Annotated in this window: 23 protein-coding genes; 10 read left to right on the forward strand and 13 right to left on the reverse strand. The window is 34.5% G+C overall.

Annotated features, from left to right (window positions below):
* The first annotated feature begins 52 nt into the window (after window positions 1-52).
* The 3 genes from AWN65_RS02440 (at window position 53) to AWN65_RS02450 (ending at window position 4,424) form a co-directional block, all read left to right on the forward strand.
* Window positions 53-433: a GxxExxY protein gene (locus AWN65_RS02440; RefSeq protein WP_060381709.1), complete on the forward strand. Its 381-nt coding sequence runs from the start codon at window positions 53-55 to the stop codon at window positions 431-433.
* Between the two features lie 52 nt (window positions 434-485).
* The gene (locus AWN65_RS02445) at window positions 486-1,607 is read left to right on the forward strand and encodes a PDDEXK nuclease domain-containing protein (RefSeq protein WP_060381710.1); all 1,122 of its coding nucleotides are present in this window, start codon (window positions 486-488) and stop codon (window positions 1,605-1,607) included.
* Window positions 1,608-1,718: 111 nt separating this feature from the next.
* The gene (locus AWN65_RS02450) at window positions 1,719-4,424 is read left to right on the forward strand and encodes a DNA gyrase/topoisomerase IV subunit A (RefSeq protein WP_060383800.1); all 2,706 of its coding nucleotides are present in this window, start codon (window positions 1,719-1,721) and stop codon (window positions 4,422-4,424) included.
* 15 nt (window positions 4,425-4,439) lie between these two features.
* Here AWN65_RS02450 and miaA read toward each other — a convergent pair whose 3' ends face one another.
* The 11 genes from miaA to nadA all read right to left on the reverse strand — a co-directional run bounded on the left by miaA (window position 4,440) and on the right by nadA (window position 16,086).
* Window positions 4,440-5,369 (reverse strand): tRNA (adenosine(37)-N6)-dimethylallyltransferase MiaA, encoded by a 930-nt coding sequence (miaA, locus tag AWN65_RS02455; RefSeq protein WP_060381711.1) that lies wholly within the window; start codon window positions 5,367-5,369, stop codon window positions 4,440-4,442.
* Window positions 5,369-5,998: a CatB-related O-acetyltransferase gene (locus AWN65_RS02460; RefSeq protein ID WP_060381712.1), complete on the reverse strand. Its 630-nt coding sequence runs from the start codon at window positions 5,996-5,998 to the stop codon at window positions 5,369-5,371. The genes miaA and AWN65_RS02460 overlap by 1 nt, the downstream gene beginning before the upstream one ends.
* Window positions 5,999-6,041: 43 nt before the next feature.
* Entirely contained in the window at window positions 6,042-7,403 is a 1,362-nt protein-coding gene (locus AWN65_RS02465; RefSeq protein WP_060381713.1) for an exonuclease domain-containing protein, read from the reverse strand.
* Between the two features lie 100 nt (window positions 7,404-7,503).
* Entirely contained in the window at window positions 7,504-8,166 is a 663-nt protein-coding gene (locus AWN65_RS02470) for a YggS family pyridoxal phosphate-dependent enzyme (protein ID WP_060381714.1), read from the reverse strand.
* 1 nt (window position 8,167) lies between these two features.
* Entirely contained in the window at window positions 8,168-9,220 is a 1,053-nt protein-coding gene (locus AWN65_RS02475; RefSeq protein WP_060381715.1) for an acyltransferase family protein, read from the reverse strand.
* Between the two features lie 13 nt (window positions 9,221-9,233).
* Entirely contained in the window at window positions 9,234-10,460 is a 1,227-nt protein-coding gene (locus AWN65_RS02480; protein WP_060381716.1) for a DUF1015 domain-containing protein, read from the reverse strand.
* A gap of 72 nt (window positions 10,461-10,532) precedes the next feature.
* Entirely contained in the window at window positions 10,533-11,423 is an 891-nt protein-coding gene (locus tag AWN65_RS02485; RefSeq protein WP_060381717.1) for a 3-hydroxyacyl-CoA dehydrogenase family protein, read from the reverse strand.
* Window positions 11,424-11,474: 51 nt separating this feature from the next.
* Entirely contained in the window at window positions 11,475-12,476 is a 1,002-nt protein-coding gene (locus AWN65_RS02490) for a PDDEXK nuclease domain-containing protein (protein WP_060381718.1), read from the reverse strand.
* A 28-nt stretch (window positions 12,477-12,504) separates the two neighbouring features.
* Window positions 12,505-13,470 carry a Gfo/Idh/MocA family protein gene (locus AWN65_RS02495; RefSeq protein ID WP_060381719.1) on the reverse strand — a complete coding sequence of 322 codons (966 nt, stop codon included), beginning with the start codon at window positions 13,468-13,470 and terminating at the stop codon, window positions 12,505-12,507.
* A gap of 49 nt (window positions 13,471-13,519) precedes the next feature.
* Window positions 13,520-15,094, reverse strand: a complete 1,575-nt coding sequence (gene nadB, locus AWN65_RS02500; RefSeq protein ID WP_081078379.1) for an L-aspartate oxidase — start codon at window positions 15,092-15,094, stop codon at window positions 13,520-13,522.
* Window positions 15,094-16,086: a quinolinate synthase NadA gene (nadA, locus tag AWN65_RS02505; protein WP_060381720.1), complete on the reverse strand. Its 993-nt coding sequence runs from the start codon at window positions 16,084-16,086 to the stop codon at window positions 15,094-15,096. The genes nadB and nadA overlap by 1 nt, the downstream gene beginning before the upstream one ends.
* A gap of 120 nt (window positions 16,087-16,206) precedes the next feature.
* Between nadA and AWN65_RS02510 the strand changes: the two genes are divergently transcribed.
* Window positions 16,207-16,848: a protein-L-isoaspartate(D-aspartate) O-methyltransferase gene (locus AWN65_RS02510; RefSeq protein WP_060381721.1), complete on the forward strand. Its 642-nt coding sequence runs from the start codon at window positions 16,207-16,209 to the stop codon at window positions 16,846-16,848.
* Window positions 16,849-16,857: 9 nt separating this feature from the next.
* Here AWN65_RS02510 and smpB read toward each other — a convergent pair whose 3' ends face one another.
* A complete protein-coding gene (gene smpB, locus AWN65_RS02515) occupies window positions 16,858-17,313 on the reverse strand; it encodes an SsrA-binding protein SmpB (protein ID WP_060381722.1) in 456 nt (151 codons plus the stop codon).
* 119 nt (window positions 17,314-17,432) lie between these two features.
* Between smpB and AWN65_RS02520 the strand changes: the two genes are divergently transcribed.
* Together AWN65_RS02520 and AWN65_RS02525 are read left to right on the forward strand one after the other, a co-directional pair.
* A complete protein-coding gene (locus tag AWN65_RS02520) occupies window positions 17,433-18,944 on the forward strand; it encodes a S8 family peptidase (protein WP_060381723.1) in 1,512 nt (503 codons plus the stop codon).
* 257 nt (window positions 18,945-19,201) lie between these two features.
* Window positions 19,202-19,759, forward strand: coding sequence for a hypothetical protein (locus AWN65_RS02525; RefSeq protein ID WP_060381724.1), 558 nt, complete (start codon window positions 19,202-19,204; stop codon window positions 19,757-19,759).
* 133 nt (window positions 19,760-19,892) lie between these two features.
* Here AWN65_RS02525 and AWN65_RS02530 read toward each other — a convergent pair whose 3' ends face one another.
* A complete protein-coding gene (locus tag AWN65_RS02530; protein ID WP_060381725.1) occupies window positions 19,893-21,344 on the reverse strand; it encodes an amino acid permease in 1,452 nt (483 codons plus the stop codon).
* 278 nt (window positions 21,345-21,622) lie between these two features.
* Here AWN65_RS02530 and AWN65_RS14880 point away from each other — a divergent pair, with 278 nt between their 5' ends.
* The 4 genes from AWN65_RS14880 (at window position 21,623) to AWN65_RS02545 (ending at window position 24,674) form a co-directional block, all read left to right on the forward strand.
* Window positions 21,623-21,775: a hypothetical protein gene (locus AWN65_RS14880; protein WP_158447574.1), complete on the forward strand. Its 153-nt coding sequence runs from the start codon at window positions 21,623-21,625 to the stop codon at window positions 21,773-21,775.
* 177 nt (window positions 21,776-21,952) lie between these two features.
* Complete coding sequence (locus AWN65_RS02535; protein ID WP_060381726.1) at window positions 21,953-22,705, forward strand: hypothetical protein; 753 nt, start codon at window positions 21,953-21,955, stop codon at window positions 22,703-22,705.
* Window positions 22,695-24,086 carry an RtcB family protein gene (locus AWN65_RS02540; RefSeq protein WP_060381727.1) on the forward strand — a complete coding sequence of 464 codons (1,392 nt, stop codon included), beginning with the start codon at window positions 22,695-22,697 and terminating at the stop codon, window positions 24,084-24,086. The genes AWN65_RS02535 and AWN65_RS02540 overlap by 11 nt, the downstream gene beginning before the upstream one ends.
* A 9-nt stretch (window positions 24,087-24,095) precedes the next feature.
* A complete protein-coding gene (locus AWN65_RS02545) occupies window positions 24,096-24,674 on the forward strand; it encodes a hypothetical protein (protein ID WP_060381728.1) in 579 nt (192 codons plus the stop codon).
* Window positions 24,675-24,676 lie beyond the last annotated feature (2 nt).

Below are 24,676 nucleotides of genomic sequence, written 5' to 3' on the forward strand. Positions count from 1 at the left end.
AACTTTGTGAAACATTGTGAAGTACTTTGAAAAACATTGTGAAACAAAAAAAATGAATATGCAAGAAGAAAACGATATCAGTAAAATAATTTTAGACTGTGCTTATAAAGTTCATACAAAATTAGGCTCAGGATTATTGGAAAAAGTATATAGAGAGTGTTTAGCTTATGAATTAGAAAAATGTGGATTAAATGTTAAACAAGAAAAAGGATTTCCAGTAGTTTATGAAGATATCAAATTTGATTGCGGATATAGAGTAGATATAATAGTAAATGATAAAGTTATTATCGAGTTAAAAGTAGTTGAAGAATTTACAATCGAACATACTGCACAATGTTTGACTTATATGCGACTAGCAGATTGTAGATTGGGATTACTTTTAAACTTTTATAAAAGATCATTAAAAGACGGAATAAAAAGATTAGTTATTTAATAACATAGTGAAGCTTTGTGCTAAACTTTGTGAGACTTAGTGAAACTCATTAATGTACAAACAATTAAACAATAAAACATCCCTCAACCCTGAAAACAATTTCTTTCAGGAGGTGATTACTATTGTTAAAAGTTCACAACAGCAGTTACTTCGTACCGTTAATCAAACTTTGGTTATGACTAATTATGAAATTGGACGGAAAATAGTAGAAGAAGAGCAAAAAGGAGAAGATAGGGCTGAATATGGAAAACAGCTACTCAAATTATTATCAGATAGGTTAACAACAGAGTTTGGAAGAGGTTTTTCAGTTGATAATTTAGAACGATTTAGGAAGTTTTATATTGTATATTCAAATTCCGCATCACTGACTCGGATTTCTAATATTGAAATTTCCGCGTCAGTGACGCGGAAATCTGAAAGTTCAAAATATGAGATTCAATCTCAGATTTTTGGTATTGATAAAAAAGCGCAGACACAGACTGCGGAGTTTAGATTGACATGGACACATTATGTTTTTTTAATTAGCATAGAAGATAAACTAGAGCGTAACTTCTACGAAATAGAATCTATCAAGCACAATTGGAGTGTTCGTGAATTAAAACGTCAATACAATTCAGCATTATTTGCAAGATTGTCATTAAGTAGAGATAAAGAAGAAGTATTAAAACTTGCCCAAGAAGGTCAAATTATCGAAAAACCAAAAGATTTAATAAAAGACCCGTATATATTAGAGTTTTTGGGATTTGCTGAAAAAGCACAGTATACGGAAGAAGAACTTGAAACTGAAATGATAGACAAATTAGAAGCCTTTTTGATGGAATTAGGCCACGGATTTACCTTTGTGGCGCGTCAAAAACGGATTTCTTTTGATGAAAAACATTTTTATATTGATTTAGTGTTTTATAACCGAGTTTTAAAATGTTTTGTGTTAATTGATTTGAAAATTGGCGAACTCAAACATCAAGATTTAGGACAAATGCAAATGTATGTCAATTATTACGATAGAGAAATGCGTTTGGAAGACGAAAACAAAACTATTGGAATAATTTTATGTCAAAATAAAAGCGATTTGTTAGTAGAATATTCATTGCCAGAAGAAAATGACCAAATATTCGCTAGTAAATACAAAACAGTGTTGCCAACAGTAGAAGAATTTAAAAAGATAATTTCGTAAGAATGGTTACACAAAGTCACCCTAAGTTTAGCACAAAGTCAAAGAAGTTTAAAAAACTTTGTGAAACATTGTGAAGTACTTTGAGAAACTTCGTGTAACAAAAATATGATTATGCAAGAAGAAAACGAAAATATAGAAGATTTAACCCCACAAGACGAAAACCAAGCCGAAGAAAATCCTACTACGGAAGGACATTTTGAAGGGGAACATTTTTACGACCATGATGAGGAAAATCCTGATGCGACCATTACTAAGGTAACGGGGATGTATAAGGATTGGTTCTTGGATTATGCTTCTTATGTAATCTTGGAGCGTGCGGTGCCTGCTATAGAAGATGGTTTTAAACCTGTACAGCGACGTATCATGCACTCTATGAAAGAGTTGGATGACGGGCGTTACAATAAAGTGGCCAATGTGGTAGGACATACCATGCAATACCACCCACACGGTGATGCCAGTATTGGTGATGCCATGGTGCAAATTGGTCAAAAAGACTTGTTGATAGATACCCAAGGAAACTGGGGGAATATACTAACGGGAGATGGTGCTGCGGCATCCCGTTATATTGAGGCACGATTGAGTAAATTTGCTCTTGAAGTTTTATATTCTCCTAAAATAACCGAATGGGGCTTGTCGTATGATGGTCGTCGTGCAGAACCCATTAACTTGCCCGTGAAATTCCCATTGCTATTAGCACAGGGTGGAGAAGGGATTGCTGTAGGTTTATCTACTAAGATTTTACCCCATAATTTCAATGAGTTAATTGACGCTTCAATTAAAATATTAAAAGGTAAAGCCTTTACACTATATCCTGATTTTCCAACGGCTGGTATTGCTGATGTGTCTAATTATAATGACGGATTGCGAGGCGGTCGCGTACGCGTGCGTGCAAAGGTTTCGCAATTGGATAAGCAAACGTTGGTAATTACACAAATTCCTTTTTCTACTAATACAACTTCCTTGATTGATAGTATCTTGAAAGCGAATGATAAAGGGAAGATTAAAATCAAGAAAATTGAAGACAATACGGCAGCGGAAGTTGAAATATTGATTCACTTGCCACCAGGTGTTTCTCCAGATAAAACAATCGATGCGTTGTATGCTTTTACGGCATGTGAAACTTCTATTTCTCCATTGGGCTGTATTATTGAGGACAACAAACCTTTGTTTATTGGGGTTTCTGATATGCTCAGAATGTCTACGCATCGTACTGTCGATTTGTTACGTCAAGAGCTAGAAGTGCAATTGGCAGAGTTGGAAACCAAATGGCATTTTTCAACCTTAGAAAAAATATTCATACGTGAAGAAATGTACATTGACTTTAAGTTATATAGCGATAAAGAATCATTATATACCTATATGTACGAGCGTTTTGAACCTTTCAAAAATCTATTGTTGCGTGATATAGTCGATGAGGATTTACAAAAGTTAACCCAAATTCCAATGATTCGTATCACACGTTTCGACTCGGCTAAAGCAGATGAATTGATTGCAAAATTGGAAGATGAAATTGCACAAATAAAACATCATTTAGAGCATTTGACGCAGTTTGCGATAGATTTCTTCGCCCGATTGAAAGAGAAATATGGTAAAGGACGTGAGCGTAAAACTGAAATCAGAAATTTTGAGAATATTGAGGCGACAAAAGTAGTTTTACGTAATACAAAACTCTATGTAAACCGAGAAGAAGGTTTTATAGGTACTGGTTTAAAGAAAGACGAATACGTAGCGGATTGTTCCGATATTGACGATGTAATTTGTTTCTTGCGTAATGGTAAAATGATTATTACTAAAGTAGACGAGAAAAAATTCATTGGCAAAGATATTATTCATATTGCTGTTTTTGATAAAAATGATAAGCGTACCATTTATAACATGATTTATCGCGATGGGAAATCAGGACCATCGTTTATAAAGCGTTTTAATGTTTCAGGGGTAACTCGTGATAAAGAATATGATTTAACCCAAGAAAAAGCAGGTTCGCAAGTCTTGTATTTTTCTGCCAATCCTAATGGAGAAGCAGAAACGGTTACGATTTTGTTGCGCCAAGTAGGTAGCGTGAAGAAACTGAAATGGGACGTTGATTTTGCTGAAATTATGATTAAAGGTCGTGCTTCAAAAGGAAACACGGTGGCTAAATATCCGATTAAGAAAATTGAGTTAAAAGAAAGAGGTATTTCTACGTTGCGCCCGCGTAAGGTATGGTTTGACGACACAGTGCAACGTTTGAATGTAGATGGAAGAGGGGAGTTGCTAGGCGAGTTTAAGCCCAATGACCGTTTGCTAATTATCCATCAATCAGGTAAAATAAAAACAGTTATTCCAGAGTTAACCACGCATTTTGAGGATGATATGATTGTTTTGGAAAAATGGCATCCTAAAAAGCCTGTTTCAGCTATTTATTATGACGGTGAAAAGGAACGTTATTTTGTAAAACGTTTCTTGATGGAAAACGAAAACAAAGAAGAACTGTTTATTTCTGAACATGAAAAATCACAGTTAGAAATTGTTTCAACCGATTGGCGTCCAGTGGCAGAAATTGTATTTGCCAAAAAAGGAGGTGTTCAAAAAGAAAATATGACAGTTGATTTGGAACAATTTATTGCTGTAAAAGGAATAAAAGCTCTCGGAAACCAATTGACAGCTGACAAAATCAAACAGATTAGTATGCTTGAACCATTGCCGTATGAAGAACCTATTGAAGTGCATCCCACAGAAATAGTGCGTCAAGATAACGAAAATGGTGAAGGAAACGATTTAACAGATTACAACATCACTTTAGAAGATGATGGTCAGATTACTTTGAGTTTGGACTAAAAGAAATGGGAAGTTTTAGCTTCCCATTTTTGTTTCAATACTTTTAATAACTTCAACTAATTCGGTTTTAAAATCAAACCATTGTGTATTTTCTGTACGTTTGAACCAAGTCATTTGGCGTTTGGCAAAACGACGCGTATTCATTTTAATTTGGTCAATGGCTTCTTCTAAAGAAATTTTTCCTTCAAAATAATCAAATAATTCGCGATAGCCCACAGTTTGTAAGGCGTTCAATTCTTTGTGCGGTAAAAGAGTTTTAACTTCTTCCAATAAGCCTTGTTGCATCATCAAGTCAACTCTAAGGTTAATGCGTTCATACATCAACGTACGGTCTGCTTCTAGACCAATAATTATAGGCGTGAAGTTGCGTGGATTTTTGCGTTTGCCTAAAAAACTAGAGTAAGGTTGCCCTGAACCGATACAAACTTCTACAAAGCGTTTCATACGTTGTGGGTTTTGAAGCGTTTGTGGATTTTCGCTCGCTATTTTTTGATAATATTCAGGGTCTAATTTTTTTAAATTATCTAGAAGATAGGAGATACCTAATTCATCATATTTGCGGTTAACGGTTTCACGTACCGAAGCATCAATATCAGGAAATTCATCAAACCCTTTTAACACGGCATCTACATACAGGCCACTACCCCCCACAAGCACTTGGATGTTGTTTTTTTGGAATAACTCCTCCAGCCTTGCTAAGGCTTCAACTTCATAATCACCAACTGAGTAACTTTCAAAAATGGATTTGTTTTGAATAAAATGATGTGGTGCTTGTGCTAATTCTTCCTGTGAAGGCACAGCCGTTCCGATACACATTTCCTTAAAAAACTGACGGCTATCACAAGAAATAATCTCGCAACCAAAATGATTAGCTAGTTGAATAGCCAAAGCTGTTTTGCCAATAGCTGTGGGACCTATAATGGTAATCAAATAATTTTGTGCCATTAGATTGTTGTTAATTTATCAAAATCGTTACTTGTAAGAAGTTGTACATTTTGGGTGATTTTTTCAATATCCCAATGCCACCATTGCTTTTCTAATAAAAGGTCAATAACCTCGTCAGAGAAGCGTTTGCGGATTACTTGCGCGGGATTACCGCCTACAATAGTGTAGGGCGATACGTCTTTGGTAACCGTGGCGTTGGTCGCAATAATGGCGCCATCACCTATAGTAACGCCAGCCATAATCGTGGCATTATGACCTATCCAAACATCGTTGCCTATTACCGTGTCACCTTTAGTTGGATACGATTTGCCTTCCATAGCGTGTTGCCAATCGTGTCCAAAAATAGCAAACGGATAAGCCGAAATGGCTTCCGTGAGATGATTAGCTCCATTCATAATAAATTTGACTCCTGATGCAATCATGCAAAATTTACCAATGATTAATTTATCCCCTGTAAAATCAAAATGGTATTTGACGTTCTTTTCAAAATTTTCCACATCGTCAAAATCATCATAATAGGTATAATCGCCCACTATGATATTTGGATTTTGAATGATATTTTTTAAAAAACAAAGTTTATTATATCCGTTTAATGGAAAGGGATTGTTTTTATCTGGAATATTGAACATGTTTTGAATTTAGTTTATAGTTTACAGTAAACCGAACTTAATGTTAATACTTCACAAGCTTCAACATCTTCTTTTTATTGATATAATGCTGAATAATATTACGACTGTCACGAGTGTTTTGCATCGGAACAAGAATGTTTTTTAATATTTGTAAAGTATTGATTTGATGGTTTAAATCGTAAAAACAATAGCCTTTGTAAATTCCGTTTTCAATGACCACCGCACTTCTTTCTTCTAACGTTCGACCTTTATCCACAATCACCATAGTATTATTATGGAATTGATGGTTGCTGATGAATTCATTCACACGCAAGTTGTAGGCATCAGGTGCTTCTTTTTGGATACAAGCACCAAAACATTGTTTAATGTCATACTGAAAACAGCTTTTTTTAGTATCGTACAAGCCGTTAATTTTCTGACACAATTGGTATTTTTCTGTAATTTGGAACAGGGCATTTTTGCCTTCCAGTTGACTGCTGAAAGAAGTGATTTCTTTTTTGCGACCATCAGCTTTCAACACTTTCAAGGCTAGATAGCCTTGAGTGTCCTTTTCTGCATACAGCGCCCAAGGGAAAATGGTTTTGCGTTGGGCTCTGTTATAAATGGGTTTATTTATCTTAATTTCCTCGCTTTCTTTCAAAAGAGCAATCAATTCACTGCCTGTTTCTTCAAAAGTAACAGCATAGACTTCTTTTTGTATTTTCTTGCTTTTTTTAGAAGTACCAGTAAAATGTTGGTTGACCCTTTTTTTGATATTTTTACTTTTACCTATATAAATCAAGTCGCCTTTTTCATTATGAATATAGTAAATACCCGTTTTAGAGGGTAAAGCCTCTACAATATCCAATAATTTAGGCGCCATCCCTGATTTGATTTCGGTTTTTACAAAACTTCTGACAATATCTTTTTCAAAATCTTTAGCTAAAAGAAGTTTGAACAAGCGCACAGTAGCCATAGCATCACCACTGGCACGATGTCTGTCGGCTACAGGAATGCCTAAACTACGAACCAACTTACCTAAACTATACGAGGGCAAATCAGGAAGTAATTTTTTAGATAATTCTACGGTGCAAAGCGTTTGTTTTTGAAAATCAAACCCTAATCTTCGGAATTCTGTTTTTATCACTCGATAATCAAAGGATGCATTGTGAGCCACAATAATGCAACCATCTGTGATTTCTATAATACGTTTGGCGATTTCGTAAAATTTAGGAGCACTGCGCAACATGGCGTTGTTGATGCCCGTAAGTTTAACCACAAAGGGTTGAATCGGAATTTCAGGATTAACCAAGCTGATAAATTGGTCAACGATCTCATGACCATCAAATTTATAGATGGCAATTTCGGTAATACCCTCTTCGTTGTATTGACCGCCCGTGGTTTCTATGTCGAGTATGCAGTACAAGCCCCCTAGCCCCCAAAGGGGGAATATTTATAAGTTAATAATTCGTGACAAATATACATAATCTATTTCGTTCCCCCTTTGGGGGCTAGGGGGCTTTTTTTTATCTAACCCCAAAAATACTACTTCCAATGCGAACCATAGTACTTCCACAATCGATAGCCAGCTGATAATCACCACTCATTCCCATAGAAAGGGTTTGCAGGTGACAATTTTCAGTTTTCACAGCTTTGTGTTTGTCAAACAAAGATTTCAACTCTAAAAATTCTTTTTTTATTTGGTTTTGGTCTTCAGAAAAGGAAGCCATTCCCATCAAACCAATAATTCTAATGTTTTGTAACGAATTTTCATTCTGCACTAAGTGAAGAATTTCCTCTAGTTCCGTTTCATTTAAACCAAATTTTGTTTCCTCCTCAGCGATATAAATTTGTAACAAACAATCAATGATACGGTTGTTTTTTTGCGCTTGTTTGTTGATTTCTTGCAATAATTTTAAGCTATCTACACCATGAATCAAACTCACGAAAGGCGCCATATATTTTACTTTGTTAGTTTGTACATGACCTATCATGTGCCATTGGATATCTTTTGGCATTTGCTCCCATTTTTCTGTCATTTCTTGGATTTTGTTTTCTCCAAAAATGCGTTGCCCAGCTTGGTAAGCTTCCATTAAGTCACTAACTGGTTTGGTCTTTGAAACTGCAACCAAGGTAACTTGTGATGGTAAAGAGGATTTTATGTTGTTGAGATTTTGTTGGATTGACATTTTAATAAGCCTTGAGTTTTAAAAATTTCTTTTCAAAAAAGTGAAATGATAAATATGAAATAAGTATCGTTAAGATAAAAACAGAAGTATAAAAAATTAATATGGAAACTGCTTCTGGTGCATAATGTGATATTTGAGTTTTTATAAAAATAAAACCAATAAGTTGAAAAACAATTGGATGATACATATAGATACCATACGAAATTTCACCAAGTTTTTTTAATATGTTAATTTCTAGTAATTTGATGGGTCTTATAGATAAAAAATAAATTGTGATTGAAAAATTAAACATGCAAATTAAATTGTAGAGGTTTTCATTCAAATTATTTTTAAAAATATCTGTAAAAAAAATGAGTATAGTTATGAAAAATGAAATTAAAGAAGTGGTGCGTCCTATATTGTTTTTTTTCTTAATTGACAAATAGGCTATTACGCCACTGAATGAAAAGAAATAAAAATACATTCCATATTTTAATAATATTGTGTTAATCATACTGAAGTGTGCCAAATAAAAATAAAATATGGTAAACAATATTAGAAAAATGAAGATGTTTTTTGCCTTTAAATAGTAGACAATTGGTGCGATAAATAAATAAAACTGTTCTTCTATTCCTATAGACCAAAGTATTTCAATGATTCCTCCTGGTTTATAAGTTGCTAAAATATTAGGGAAGAGTGTTAAGCCTAATGATAATCCAATGCCTAAGCTATAACCAGAATTTGGAATATAACCGAATTTAGGTGCAATTAAATGATAAAATAAAAGGCCTATAAAAAAAACAATGTAATAAAGCGGAAAAATTCTTAAAACTCTTCTTAAATAAAATTTTTTTAGATTGATTTTGTTAATACTTTTTTCTAAGAATAAATTTCTAATTATTAAAAAACCACTTAATGAGAAAAATGCATAAACAGCTTCTGTTCCTCTAAAAAACAATGGGAGATTATTGAAATGAGGAAAGTTTCTGTTGATGCAGTATTCCGGAAGATGGAATAAAACTACAAATGATGCTAAAAAAAAGCGAAGAGATGTTAAATTTGGTAAACGATTCATTTTTTATGCATAGTTACAATTCATACACCAACAACCCACTTCTAAACTTCGGTTCAATATAGGTTGATTTAGGAGGCATAATCAGGTTATTATCAGCTAGTAACTTAATTTCATGAATGTCCGATGGGTACAACATAAAACCTACTTCAAAAGTGCCTTCGTCTATCAATTCCTTCATGTGCAATATAGCTTGTTTGCCAGGAATATAATCAATGCGTTCGTCGTTGCGAAGGTCGCCAATGCCTAAAATAGGTTGGAGCACATAGTCGTACAAAATTTGCGCATCTAGGTTTTTTAAAATTTGATTATTCGTACTATTGTTGTCATTTTTCTTGTATTCTAAAGCATAAAAACGACCGTCTAAATACATCCCAAATTCATATTTGCGTTTGGGTTGGTAGAGTTCACTTTTTTTGTCTTTGATGATGAAATTTTCTGCCAAAAGCTTGATAAATTCTTCCTTCGTATGTCCGTTGAGGTCATGAATTACACGGTTAAATTCATAAATTTTGACATTGCTTTCCGCAATTAAAAAACTCATAAAATAATTCAAATTCGGATTGCCAGTTGTTTTGTCTTGCTCGTATAGCATTTCTGCCGATGCTGAACGATGGTGCCCGTCTGCGATGTACAAATTAGGAATCGCTTCGAAATGTTCTATCAAAAGGTTGATTTCTGTTTCCGTATCGATTTTCCAAAGCGTATGCTTTTCTTTGTTTGGCGTAGCAAATTCATAAATAGGTCTGTTCTTTTTATGAATCGCAATAAAAGTGTTGATTTCAGTACTGTCAGGATAAGTAATCAATACGGGTTCAGTGTTAAATCCCGTTTGATGTAAATAATCCTTGAACAATTCCACGCGGTATTGTAGGGTGTCTTCGTGTTTTTTGATGTGATTATTTTGATAATCCTCAATAGAAGTTCCAGCAACGATACCAGTAAAAGTATTTGTTTTGGTTTGGATTTCGTATAAGTAAAACATTGGTTTTTCTTCCTGAAATAGGATGTTTTCTTTTTTGAAATCGTTGTATTTATGAGTAACTCCTCTAAAACGCTTGTCCGCCGTAATTTTTTGCGAATGTGTGTAAGCAGGATGAATAACATGCAAAAACGAATAGGGATTAAAATCCAACCAAGCGGCTAATTCTGCTGCGGAATATTCATCATAGGTTCTACACGTCACTAACGCTACTTTATCATGCGTGGGGCGAACTGCTTTAAAAGGGATTATTTTGCTCATTTTTTTGAGTGATTAGTGAAAAGTGAATAGTAATTAGCTTGTTTTGCTACTACTATTCACTAATTACTTTTACTATTTACTAAATTGAGATGAAACTTTCTCTGCTTTTTTACTTTCTGAGTAATCGTAGAAACCTTCTCCAGATTTCACTCCTAATTTACCTGCCATAACCATATTAACTAATAAAGGACACGGAGCGTATTTCGGGTTTTTGAAACCATCGTACATTACGTTTAAGATGGACAAACATACATCAAGGCCAATAAAATCGGCTAATTGTAAAGGTCCCATTGGGTGTGCCATACCTAATTTCATCACGGTATCAATTTCATACACACCACCTACACCGTTGTATAAAGTTTCGATAGCTTCGTTAATCATTGGCATTAAGATACGATTCGCTACAAATCCAGGGTAATCGTTTACTTCGGTAGGTGTTTTACCTAATTTAACTGATAAATCCATGATGATTTTAGTTACTTCGTCAGAAGTGTTGTAACCACGAATAATTTCAACTAATTTCATGATAGGCACAGGATTCATAAAGTGCATACCTATCACACGTTCTGGATGTACTACATTGGCAGCAATTTGTGTAATAGAAATAGAAGAAGTGTTTGTTGCTAAAATGGTGTTATGGTCGCAAACTTCGCTTAATTGTTTGAAAATGTTGAATTTTAATTGTACATTCTCAGTAGCGGCTTCTACAACTAAATCGCAACCTACCACACCGTCTTTAATTTCTGTGTACGTGATAATGTTGCCTATGGTTTTATGTTTATCTTCTTCTGTAATAGAACCTTTAGCCACCATACGGTCTAGGTTGTTAGCAATAGTAGCCATCCCTTTTTCTAAAGATTTTTCAGAAATGTCAATTAATTTTACGGTAAATCCGCTTTGTGCAAAAGTATGAGCAATTCCGTTGCCCATCGTACCCGCACCTATAACTGCAATGTGTTTCATAGTTAGCCCCTAATCCCGCCATGGCGGATTCCTACTAGGGGTGAGTAGGGATTAATGGTTTGGTTTATTATTGAATTCTTTTTTTATTTCATTTAACAACTGCTCTTCCGAAGGTAAAATCAACTCATATTGACTTGCAAGTATTGTTTTGTTTTCTTCGGGTAAAGAAAATTTTACGACGGCATTGTTTTTATCGGCACACAAAAGTACACCAATTGTTGGTTTTTCATGAGGTAATTTTTCTACTCGGTCAAAATAGTTGACATACATTTGCAGTTGTCCTAAGTCTTCGTGAGTGAGCTTGTGTGTTTTGATTTCGAAGATAACAAAACTCTGTAACATACGATTGTAGAAGACTAAATCCACAAAGAAATCATCACCTTCTAAATGAATTCTTTTTTGTCGCGCCACAAATGAAAAACCGTTACCTAATTCCAATAAAAAATCTTGAAGATGTGTAATAATAGCTTGTTCTAAATCTTTCTCATAATAAGCACTTTCTCTTTTTAATCCTAAAAACTCTAGTACCATAGGGTCTTTGATAATTTCATTAGGATGGGTAGGAAGCACTTCATTGCGTGCTACGGCCAATACACTTTCTTTGTCATTACTTAAGAGTAGCCGTTCGTACAATTGGCTATTGATTTGACGTTCCATTTGTCGTACGGACCAATTGTTTTTAGCAGTTTCGGCTATGTAATATTCTCTTTTGTCTTCATTGTCAATGCGAATTAGCGTTCGATAATGCGTCCAACTCAATTGTGTACGCAGTGAGTTCACAATTGGAAAAGTTCTGTAAAATTGTCTATACCAATAGAGGTTTCTATATGAAAACCCGCTTCCAAATTCAGGTTGTAATTGTTCCGAAAGATATTTTATCAAATACTCTCCGTAATCAGCTCTATCTTTTCCTTGTTGTTCTTCGTTGAAAATCCGCTCGCCTATATGCCAATATAATAGGGTGCGCTGATAATCTACAGCCTTTATGGCTGAGGTTCGCGCATTTGATATTAAAGACTTAATATCGCTTATTATCGTTGGATTGGAGAGCATTTTTATTTTTTAAAAAAGTATAAAGTAATTACTTTTCAATACACTCAATAATCTGATACGCCACACGTAAGGCTTCCGTGCCATCTTCCAGTGTAACCACAGGTGTCGCATCTTGATTAATCGCATCGGCAAAAGACTCTAATTCGTCTAGGATAGCGTTGTTCAAATGTACATCAGGGTTGTCAAAATAAATTTGTTTTTTAACTCCTTCAGCATTTTGAAGTATCATGTCAAAATCACCAGGTGTTTCAGGCGCATCTTTCATACGAACTACTTCGCACACTTTGTCTAAATAATCTACCGAGATATAGGCATCTTTTTGGAAAAAACGCGATTTGCGCATGTTTTTCATCGAAATACGACTTGAAGTAATATTGGCCACACAACCATTTTCAAATTCGATACGCGCATTCGTAATATCTGGAGAGTCAGAAATAACTGCCACACTACTAGCATTAATCGACTTTACTTTTGATTTTACAACGCTTAAAATCGCATCTATATCGTGAATCATCAAGTCTAAAACCACAGGAACATCTGTACCACGGGGGTTAAATTCAGCCAAGCGATGGGTTTCTATAAACATCGGGTTGCTGATTTTATCTTTAACTGCCATAAAGGCTGGGTTAAAACGCTCTACGTGTCCTACTTGTCCTTTTACGTTGTGTTTTTTAGCCAAAGCAATGATGGCTTCCGCTTCTTCAACCGTGGTCGCTATAGGTTTTTCTATAAAAATATGTTTACCCGCTTCGATTGCTTGTTGAGCACATTCAAAATGTTGTAGCGTAGGGGTTACGATGTCCACCACGTCAACAGCATTAATTAATTCGGTAATAGAATCAAATTTTTTATAACCAAATTCTTGCGCTACTTTGGTCGCATTATCTTCAAAAGGGTCGAAGAAACCTACTAATTCGTATTTTTCAGATTGATTAAGTAATCGCAAATGTATTTTTCCAAGGTGACCAGCACCTAAAACGCCTACTTTAAGCATAATTAAGAATTTGAACAAATGTAAATCATTTATTCGATTTATTCAAAAATCAATGTAAATCTAAGTTGTAAAAAGCACCTTTATTTTTACGACTTTCTAGCGAATGTTTTACAATTAAATAAGCGGTGGCATTAATGTTTCGTAGTTCACATATCTGAGGCGAAAGGGTTACTTTTTTAAATAATTTTTCAGTGTCTTCGTATAAGTAATGCAAGTGATCTAATGCTCTTTCTAAACGCTGATTTGAACGTACAATACCTACTAGATCGTTCATAATATTTTGAACTGACTTTTTGTTATGTGAAATAAGTATTAGTTCTTTTGGAGCTACTGTTCCCTCAGAGTTCCATTGAGGTATTTCGGGTAAATGCGTTTTTAAATGGTTGCGATTTGTTATTATATCTTTTGCTATAATATGGCCAAAAACTAAGGCCTCTAAAAGTGAGTTAGAGGCGAGTCTATTTGCCCCATGAAGCCCTGTGTTTGCTACTTCGCCATTAGCATATAGATTATGGATAGAGGTGTGTCCTAGCTTATTTACCTTTACGCCACCACACATATAGTGCATAGCGGGTAGTACTGGTATGTAATTTTTAGAAACATCTATGCCTATATTTTGGCATTTTTTAACAATATTAGGGAAATGATTATAGAAGTTTTGCTGATCTAAATGAGTACAGTCTAGGTATACACATTCGTTTCCAGAGATGTTGATTTCCATGTTAATAGCACGTGATACAATATCTCGAGAAGCTAGTTCGGCTCTTTGATCATACCGAAGCATAAAGCGTTCGTTAGATTGATTGCGCAAATAAGCCCCAAAGCCTCTTACGGCTTCAGATATTAAGAAAGCAGGGCTTTTGCCTGGTTCATACAATGCTGTAGGGTGAAATTGTATGTATTGCATGTCCTCAATAACGGCTTTGGCCCTAAAGGCCATACCTATTCCGTCGCCTGTTGCAATGATGGGATTTGTAGTCGTGGCATAAGTTTGTCCTGATCCTCCTGTTGCTAAAATGGTTTTATAAGCTAAATAGGTGTTAATACTACTTGTTTTTTCGTTTAAAATATAGGCACCATAGCAGTGAATGTTTTCTTGTCCTACTTCAATTTTTATATTTGTAAAATGATGTTCGGTAATTAATTCGATGGCAAAATGATGGGAAAGAAATTCAATATTTGGTAAGTTATCTATTTGTTTTAATAATGTTGTTTGAATTTCATATCCTGTTATGTCCTTATGATGTAAAATTCTATTTACAGAATGGCCTCCTTCTTTACCTAAATCATATTGATTATTTCTATTCAAATCAAATTCGGCTCCCCACTGTATTAGTTCCTGTAAGCGATTAGGGGCGTTTTCTATTACAAGTTTTACAGTATTTAAATCGTTTTCGTAATCGCCTGCTTTTAAAGTATCTTCTATATGACTTTCAAAAGTATCTTCTTGGTCCCAAACAGCTGCTATGCCGCCTTGTGCATATTTAGTGTTTGATTCTTCTTTAGTATCTTTGGTAGCTATAGTTATTTTTTTATTAGGTAAAGCTTTTGCTAGCTTAATAGCTGTTGAGAGACCAGCTACTCCTGAGCCTAAAATTAAAAAGTCGGTTTTAAAGATACTCATTATTTAGAAATTTCTAACATGGCATTAATTGATTTTATGGCTTTTTTTTGTAAGTTTTCTTCTATTTCTATGTTTGGTAATTCATGTTTCATACATAAGTAGAGTTTTTCTAGGGTGTTTAGTTTCATAAAAGCACATTCGCTACAATTACAATTAGCTTCATTAACAGGAGCGGCAATAAAATTTTTGTTAGGAACTTCTTGTTTCATTTTATGAAGAATACCTACTTCGGTAGCCACGATAAATGTATTGGCATTAGATGTTTTTACATAATTTAATAAACCAGCAGTAGAACCAATATATTTTGCTACTTTTAAAATATGAGCTTGAGATTCAGGATGTGCAATAATTTCGGCATTGGGATTTTCTTTATATAATTCTAGGATTTTGTCAATAGAAAAAGCTTCGTGTACTAAGCAAGCTCCATCCCAAAGGAGCATATCACGTCCTGTTTTTTTTATTAAATAAGCTCCTAAATTTTTATCGGGGGCAAATAGTATAGGTTTGTCAAGCGGAATGGCGTTAATTATTTTTTCGGCATTTGATGAGGTACATACAATATCTGTTAAAGCTTTAATACTTGCCGAAGTGTTTACATAGGAAACTACAACATGATTAGGGTGTTGTTTTACAAACGATTCAAAATCAGGAGTAGGACAAGAATCGGCTAGGGAACAACCAGCTTTTAAATCGGGTAAAACCACTTTTTTTGTAGGATTTAAAATTTTAGCTGTTTCTGCCATGAAGTGAACCCCTGCAAAAACAATTAGATCGGCTGTTGTTTGCGCAGCTTGCTGAGCTAATGAGAGGCTGTCACCTACAAAATCGGCAATATCTTGAATTTCAGGACGTTGGTAGTAGTGAGCTAAGATGATAGCATTTTTTTCTTTACGTAATGTATTAATTTCTTCAATGTAATTAATATTTTGTTTCTCTAGCTTTAAATAACCATTTTTAATTAAATTTTTTCTGGCAATTTCTAAATCGTTCATACCTAAAAAGTTTGGACAAAACTAGGGAGTAGATCAAAATTAAAATATGATAATTGTTAGTTTAATTAGAAAAAGAGGTTTTGTTAAATGTGATTTTTGTCTTAATTTTACCCGAGAATTATGAGAGATTTACCCAAACATCAAGGACTTAGAAATCAGTTAGTAAGCCTTTTAGAGCAAAAAGGAATTACGGATCGAAATGTATTAGAGGCTATTAGGAAAATTCCAAGGCACCTGTTTTTAAACTCTGGTTTTGAAGATTTTGCTTATCAAGATAAGGCTTTTCCTATTGGAGCAGGTCAAACGATTTCGCAACCATACACGGTGGCTTTTCAATCCGAGCTTTTGCAGGTTAAAAAACATGATAAAATATTAGAAATAGGTACAGGAAGTGGTTATCAAACTGCTGTTTTGTGTGCCATGGGAGCTAAAGTCTATTCCGTAGAAAGACAAAATGAATTGTATAGAACTACTTCCTTGTTATTGCCTAAGCTAGGTATACTACCCAAGCATCTGACCTTTGGAGATGGTTATAAGGGTTTGCCTAATTTTGCACCATTTGATGGGATTATTGTTACGGCAGGTGCTCCTTTTATTCCACAACCCTTGATGGCACAGTTAAAAATAGGAGGGCGACTAATTATACCAGTAGGAGAAAATGTTCAGATCATGACCATGTTAATTCGTAAAAATGAAACCCAGTTTGAAAAACATGAGTTTGGCGATTTTCGATTTGTACCACTGCTAGAAGATAAAAACTAAGCCTATAAATTACTTATAGGCTTTTTTAATTCTATCTAAATCACGCTTGTTGTCACGATCTTTTATAGTTTCTCGTTTGTCATAATTTTTCTTACCTCTACATAAAGCAATGTCTAATTTTGCAAGTCCTTTTTCGTTTGTAAACAAGCGCAAAGGGATAATGGTTAAACCTTTGTTTTGAACGTCCTTTAAAAGTCCTTTTAATTCTTTTTTGTTTAAAAGAAGTTTTCGTTCACTTTTAGCTCTATGGTTATAATGTGTTCCAAAAGCATATTCTTCTATAGTAGAGTTAATGACAAATAATTCACTTTCATTAAACTCACAAAAGCTTTCAGCAATTGAAGCTTTTCCTAATCGAATAGATTTTATTTCAGTGCCAGTTAATACGATTCCAGCCGTGTATTTATCAATTATTTCGTAATCAAACTTAGCTCTTTTATTTAGTATGTTGATTGTTTTTTGCATAGGACTGCAAATTTATAAAAATTATTATGTATTAAAATGAATTTATAAGTATGAGTAATTATTTTTTTTAATTTTTAAATTATTATATTCGTAATTCAAACCAAAAAAAAATACTGAAAATGAAAAAAAAGTTAATTAAAATTTATTTTTTATCTGTAATATCTTTTACTTCTTGTGTTAATGATGATTCTTCTTCTAAAGAAGAGAGTGTTGTAATCGCTCAAAATCAAAAAGAACCTTTGTCAAATAAAGAAATAAATGATAAGGTTCTTTTTCGTGTAAAAACAGGCGAACAGTTTAACTGGAATATGGCTACAGCACATGAAGTTTGGAGTGCAATTCAAAATGGAAATAAAATCTGTACCATAGGTTTTGGGAACAATAAAAATGAATTTGATAGAAAAAAAACAGTAAACCAAGCAGAATTACAAAATCAATTACTCAAAATTATAGCCAAGTATGAAGAAAAAGAAATAGGGAAAATATTACTAAAAGAAGATCCTTATCTTAATCTTGTAGATGTTTATATTGAAAAGCAAGAAACCATCATAGCTCTAAAAAGATTGGGATATGTACGTTATGTTGAACCAGGAGATTTTAAAATAGAACCAGGATCAGATCCTACAAGTAAAGATTCTTCATCTTCGTCTGGATGTGGACTAGAGAGCGAAACAATTAGTTCAGGAGATTTTACAACAATTACACCTAATGCCAAAGTTCCTTGGGCATTTTATAATCACAATATACCTTCTGCATGGGGATACTCTACAGGTAGAGGAATTACGTTAGCTATTGTAGATACAGGAGCTTCTACTGTTAATTCATTACTTAATGCAAATTTCAATAATGGAGATTCTTCAGGAAGAACAATTCAAAAATATGGCGTTTATGTAGATTCTATTTGGCCTTGGTCCACAGGATATGATGGAGCAAACGATAAATGTGGTCATGGTACAAGTATGTCCTCTGTGGCAGCCTCTCCTAGAAACGATAAAGGACAACCCGTTGGAGTGGCATATAACTGTAACTTAATTACCTATAGAGCTGCTTCAAATGTTGTGCTAGATGGTTATCAAGAATTAGAAGGTGTTAAAAAAGCCTTTACGGATCTAGGAAATAATCCATCTGTTCGTGTTATATCTATGTCAATGGGGAATATTATTTCTTCTAGTAAAATTGAAGACGGTATTAAATATGCTTATAGTAAAGGAAAATTAATTTTTTGTGCAGCTGGAACCTCTACTAATTTTACCTCATCAGTTGGAGTTATTTTTCCAGCATGGATGCCTGAAACCGTTGCTGTTACTGGTTTAAGAGAGGCAAATGGTTATGAAGCATGTGATATTTGTCATACAGGAAATAAAGTTGAATTTGCTATTATGATGCAAAGAAACAATACAGGAAATAAAATACCCGTAAATAGTTATTATGAAGGACAAAGTGATTATGTAGGAGGCTCCTCTGTAGCTACAGCAACAACGGCTGGTATAGCAACCTTAATATGGGCTAAAAATCCTACTTGGACGAGGGATCAGGTTTTAAATAAGTTACGCCAATCTTCCGAATTTTATGGAAAGAAACATCCTGAATTTGGTTACGGTATGCCAGATGCTTTAAAAGCAGTTCAATAATAAATAGTACTTATCAAAGAGGTTGTCCGAAAAGGGAGCAATCTTTCGTTTCGACCAAAGGGAGGCTCGAATGAAGTGAGCAGGTGGAGCAAATCACATAACGCTGATAACGTCACTTCGGCGATAGAAAAAGTGACAGACTAGACGTTGTGTTTTGACTTTTCAGACACCCTCTTTGTTTGTATAAGTTTTAATAAAATTGGTTCTCCTAAAAGTAAAAACAGTAACTTCGCAAGTTCTATTTTTATTGTAAGAAAATGGCAAAAATTATTATACTCACTCCTATGGAGATTGAAAAGGAGAAAGTAGAAACGGCATTATCGCAATTCTCTAACTTAACACATTCTTATCACATTGTTGTTTCTGGAATAGGAAGAGAGAGTACCGCAAAGACCCTAATGAATTTACCAGCCCATGATCTTTGTGTATTAATGGGCTTTGCAGCAGTTGTAGGAAAAGAAAGCGAACTACCTGCTTATCTTGCTATGGGGAAACCTATCGAGATTACTAATGCCTCTTTGTATGGATACGAAGGAGGATTGTTTGAAAATGGAAAACCCATAGCGGTCAATCCTCAAACAAATTTACCGTGTTTGCATTCACTAACTTCAGATAAATTTGTTAGAACGACTAATCTAGCCGTTCAAACAGTGGTAAATATGGAGGATTACACTTTTATGTATTTAAAAAAGCCGCAGGATTTTATCATTCGAATTATCTCAGATTTTTTACCTCACGAAACCGAAATCGATTTTTTTGAAGAAGTAAAAGGAATACAATTTCTAGAAGCTGTAATGGAATTAGAAAAAATATGATAGTTACCTAAGGTCAAAATCATCAGGTAAAATCAAATATATATTTTCTCATTAAAATTGAAAAGGCTCGTTTTTTATCATAATAAAGGAGTATAAAAAACGAACCTTTTGTTATGTTTTAGAAAGCAGAAAATTAATTGCTTGATGTTTTATCGTTTCGTAGCTTACTGTTTTTCTTGCCGTAAAAGAAATAAATTAATATGCCTATTGCAAGCCATGCAAAGAGCCTAATCCAAGTACCTAGAGGTAAAGAAAACATCATTAACAAACAAGTAGCTATACCTAAAATAGGCACAAGAGGAACTAACGGCGTCTTAAATGGTCTAGGTAAATTAGGTTCTTTTTTTCGTAAGATTAAAATACCTATACATACCATTACAAAAGCCAATAAAGTACCTATACTAGTCATTTCACCCACCACATGAATGGGAACTAATCCAGCAAACAAACTAATGAATACACATAACAAGATGTTTGATTTATAAGGAGTATGAAACTTAGGGTGCAATTGCGAAAACACCTTAGGCAACAAACCATCATTACTCATGGCATAAAATACGCGTGATTGTCCTAATAAGTCGACTAAAATAACAGAAGTATACCCAATTAGAATAGCCATAATTACGGCAGTAGCTAACCATATATAAGGCGTTTTTGCAATGGCAATAGCCACAGGTGCAGCACTATTTTTAAATTCTGTATAGTGGGCTAATCCAGTCATTACATAACCAAAAGCAATAAATAAAAGCGTACATACAATTAATGACCCTAAAATCCCAATTGGCATATTTTTTTGTGGGTTTTTAGTTTCTTGTGCCATCGTAGCCACGATATCAAAGCCTATAAAAACAAAGAAAACAACTCCTGCACCACGAAGTATTCCTGAAACACCAAATTCTCCAAAAGTTCCTGTGTTAGCAGGGATAAACGGACTGTAGTTTGCCGGATTTATATATTGCCAACCTAAGCCTATAAATAACAATACGACACCTACTTTAAGGGTTACAACAATAGCGTTAAATATCGCAGATCCTTTTGTTCCTCTGATAATAACAGCTGTAATTAATGCAATGATTAATACGGCTGGAAGGTTAATAAAACCGTGAACAATATCTCCATTTTGTCCTGTTGCAGTTTCAAATGGTGACATAATTAATTGGGGCGGGAGGTATATCCCAAATTTCTCTAAAAATTTGACCAAATATTGAGACCAACTAATACCTACTGTAGCTGCGCCTACAGAATATTCTAAGATCAAATCCCAACCAATTATCCAAGCAAATAACTCTCCTATGGTAGCATAAGCGTAAGTATAAGCACTACCAGAAACAGGTACCATCGAAGCAAATTCTGCATAACATAAAGCACTAAAAGCACAACCTACTGCGGCAACAATAAAGGATAGGATAACTGCGGGTCCTGTATTGTTAGCTGCGGCAATTCCAGTTAAAGAAAATAGACCAGCACCAATAATAACACCTATTCCAATCATGATTAAATTGAAACCACCCAAGCTTCTTTTCAAACTATGGGTTCCAGTTGTGGCAGCCTCTCTCTGTAAGGCTTCTATAGATTTTTTTAGCATAAAAGTATATTTATAACAGTCCTTTGGACTGGCTTTTTTAAAAACGGGGCAAAGGTAAGCCAACTAATTTTTAGTGCTTTAGAAATCAACTGAAGAATATTCTGGGGTAAAGTGCTATAGGTTAGTGTTTTTCATACGTCTCGCTCATTAGTTGATAATAAGTTTGTAAATACACCGCAACGTAATTTTTTTTACTAAAATGATGGTATGAACAAGATCAAAAAAATCAATACAATTGTATAGACTTCTTTAGACTGAATAAAAATTTTAAAAATCATTTGGAAATTAAAAAAAATAATTACAAAATTTGCGTCAGAAAATTAGTAACAATTAAAAACGAAGAAAAAATGTTTGTATTCAATTTAGCAAATTACCGTTACGGATCAGCAGGAGCTGGTGTAACGCCTCTTCGTGGTTTTACTTTAAGTTAGAAAAATAACTTCACTATATGAGAAAACCCGAAGACAATTAGTTTCGGGTTTTTTTTGTACATTCTAGATACCTCACAAAATTTTCCCGACAACGACGCGCAAAAGTCTGTAATGACTTAGTTCACATTGTATTTAAGAAAATTTTAAAATTAATTACTTAACAATTACAACAATGTAATGGATTGTAGTGCCAACGATTATGCGTTGGGAACTCGTTTAAAATCGAAACGAAGAAGAAAGCGTTTGTCTAAAAATGCAAAAGAAAAACAATTGATTGCTTTACACCATTTGGAGATGGATTTGTGGCATCAAAAAAGAAACTTGCCTTTAGTACCACTCGAGAAACCATATCAAAAAGGTTGGGTGCGTTTTTTTGTAGTGCGCGACGACGTACAACGAGTAGATACATTGGGATTTTTTACCGAATTGCTAGAGAAAATTAATAACCAATTATGGTCAGAAAACAAGCGATTCACCAAAAGAAAACGAAAATTCCGACGCAGAATTGATGTTCCTATCGAACAAAAATTAAAAAGATTTAGTGAAACAGAATGGACACATCCAAATTTTAAACTAACACCAAAAGAGAAAGAATATTTTGAAGCTGTAGAAGAATGGGATATACACAAAAAGTGCTACTGTACCTATTATGAATTTAAGGAAAAATGGCGCTTTGTACTGCGAGTACGACCGTATATGATTACCCATACCAAAGCACTAGATGTAGAATTAGAAAGAGATATTAGTAGAATAAGAAATTACATCGAAAGAAATCATCTCAGATACCTTCAAAATAAATTAGTTTATGGTAGGAGTTTTAAGTGGGATTTAGAGGTAAAGAATATACAAAACCCTCTAAAAGCAAAGTCCATCGTCCAGATATATCAAGAATATCTTGACGAAAGTAAAGAAAACAATTATGGGAAATAAATTATCAGGAAAAGACCTTATTAAAATAGGTTTTCCAAAAAATAATGCCATCAATATTGCTTTAGGGCAAATTAATAGATATCGCAAAAGAGAAAAAAAAGAAAGTATTCTTAACGAAGCCAAAGAGGTTTTACTATACCCAGAAAAGTTCAAAAATCACGGAACTTGGGGCAAAGTAGCCGAAGGATTAGTGAATCCAGTACAAGTAAAGTTCAATGAATTACGAAACACACGAGCGCCATTTTCGATTTTTGGTGAAAATGAAATCGAAGAGCAAGCCAAGTTTCAATTGTATGATGCTTTGAAATTACCTGTTGCTGTGCAAGGAGCCTTGATGCCAGATGCACATTCTGGTTACGGATTGCCTATAGGCGGTGTGTTAGCCACAGATAATGCAGTGATACCGTATGGGGTAGGAGTAGATATAGGTTGCCGAATGAGCTTGTCTATATTCGATTTACCCGCTTCGTATCTCAAAGGAAAAGAACATCAATGGCGAAAAATACTGTTGGATAACACCAAGTTTGGAATGTACGAAACACACAAAATCAAATCCGATCACGAAGTGTTTTCTCATTCTGCTTTTTCAAATATTCCTTTGGTAAAACAATTGTTAGATAAAGCATACAAGCAATTGGGTACTTCGGGTGGAGGAAACCATTTTGTCGAAATAGGAATCGTAAAAATCGATACCCCTATGAACGAATGGAAACTAGACGTAGGTGAATATGTTGCGGTTTTATCGCATAGTGGTTCCAGAGGTTTGGGGGCCAATATTGCAAAACATTATACCTATTTGGCTACTAAACAATGTCCGTTACCTAAAAATGTACAGCATTTGGCTTGGTTAGATATGAACACACACGACGGACAAGAATACTGGATGGCAATGAATTTAGCGGGCGAATATGCTAAGGCGTGTCACGAAGATATTCACAAACGTATTGCGAAAGCCATCGGGAAACGAGTGTTAGTAACCATCGAAAACCATCACAATTTTGCTTGGAAAGAAATGGTAAACGGACAAGAATGTATTGTACATCGCAAAGGCGCAACACCTGCTGCCAAGGGCGAACTAGGAATTATTCCGGGTTCGATGACAGCACCTGGTTTTATTGTACGAGGCAAAGGAAATGAAAGTAGCCTGAATTCTGCTTCGCACGGTGCAGGACGATTGCATTCTAGAGCCAAGTGTAAAGCCAAGTTCACGCAAAGCGATATCAAAAAAGTTTTAAAAGACAAGGAAGTCGATTTGATTGGTGGTAGTATCGATGAAGCACCTATGGCGTATAAAGACATCCACAAAGTAATGGCGCTTCAAGAAGAATTAGTAGAAGTATTGGGAACATTCACCCCAAAATTTGTGCGAATGGATAAATAAGATTGTACCATGGGAGCACCACATAATATAAATAGATACGGCGAATTGTGGAATCAATCACGTATTGACGAGGGATTGAAAATTCTTTCGATTTTAAAAGAATACATAATTATTTCTGGAGGTTGGGCTTGGCACTTTATGAGTGCCCCTAACCATACAGAATACAAACACGCTCACGATCATAAGGATATAGATGTTTTTGTACATCCTAAAAATGTTTCAGAAGTAATGGTGCTTTTACAAGCTAATGGCTTTCAAAAAGTATGGACACGTTATGATCATTTGCCTAGTCAAGAGAATTTTCGACGCTATGAAAAGGTAATTGAATTGGAAAAGGAAAAACCTTTTAGAGTCACTATCGATTTTTTTGAAAGAGAGGATATTGAAACAGTAGAAAGCAATGGTTTTAATGTTGTCAAACCTAGCCAATTGCTAACCTTTTACAGAAATATTCATTCTAGTGATAAATGTTGGGCGGTAATGAGAGCGAAAGCGTTTTTAGAAAAAGGGATTAACCCTATAGGGCGAAACGAACTTTCTGAAATTCCTAAAGAGTTTCAAAAAGGGAAGCCAGCAAAAGAAAAATAGTA

Origin of the sequence: Flavobacterium covae (assembly GCF_001534645.1) — a bacterium.
Lineage (GTDB): Bacteria > Bacteroidota > Bacteroidia > Flavobacteriales > Flavobacteriaceae > Flavobacterium > Flavobacterium covae.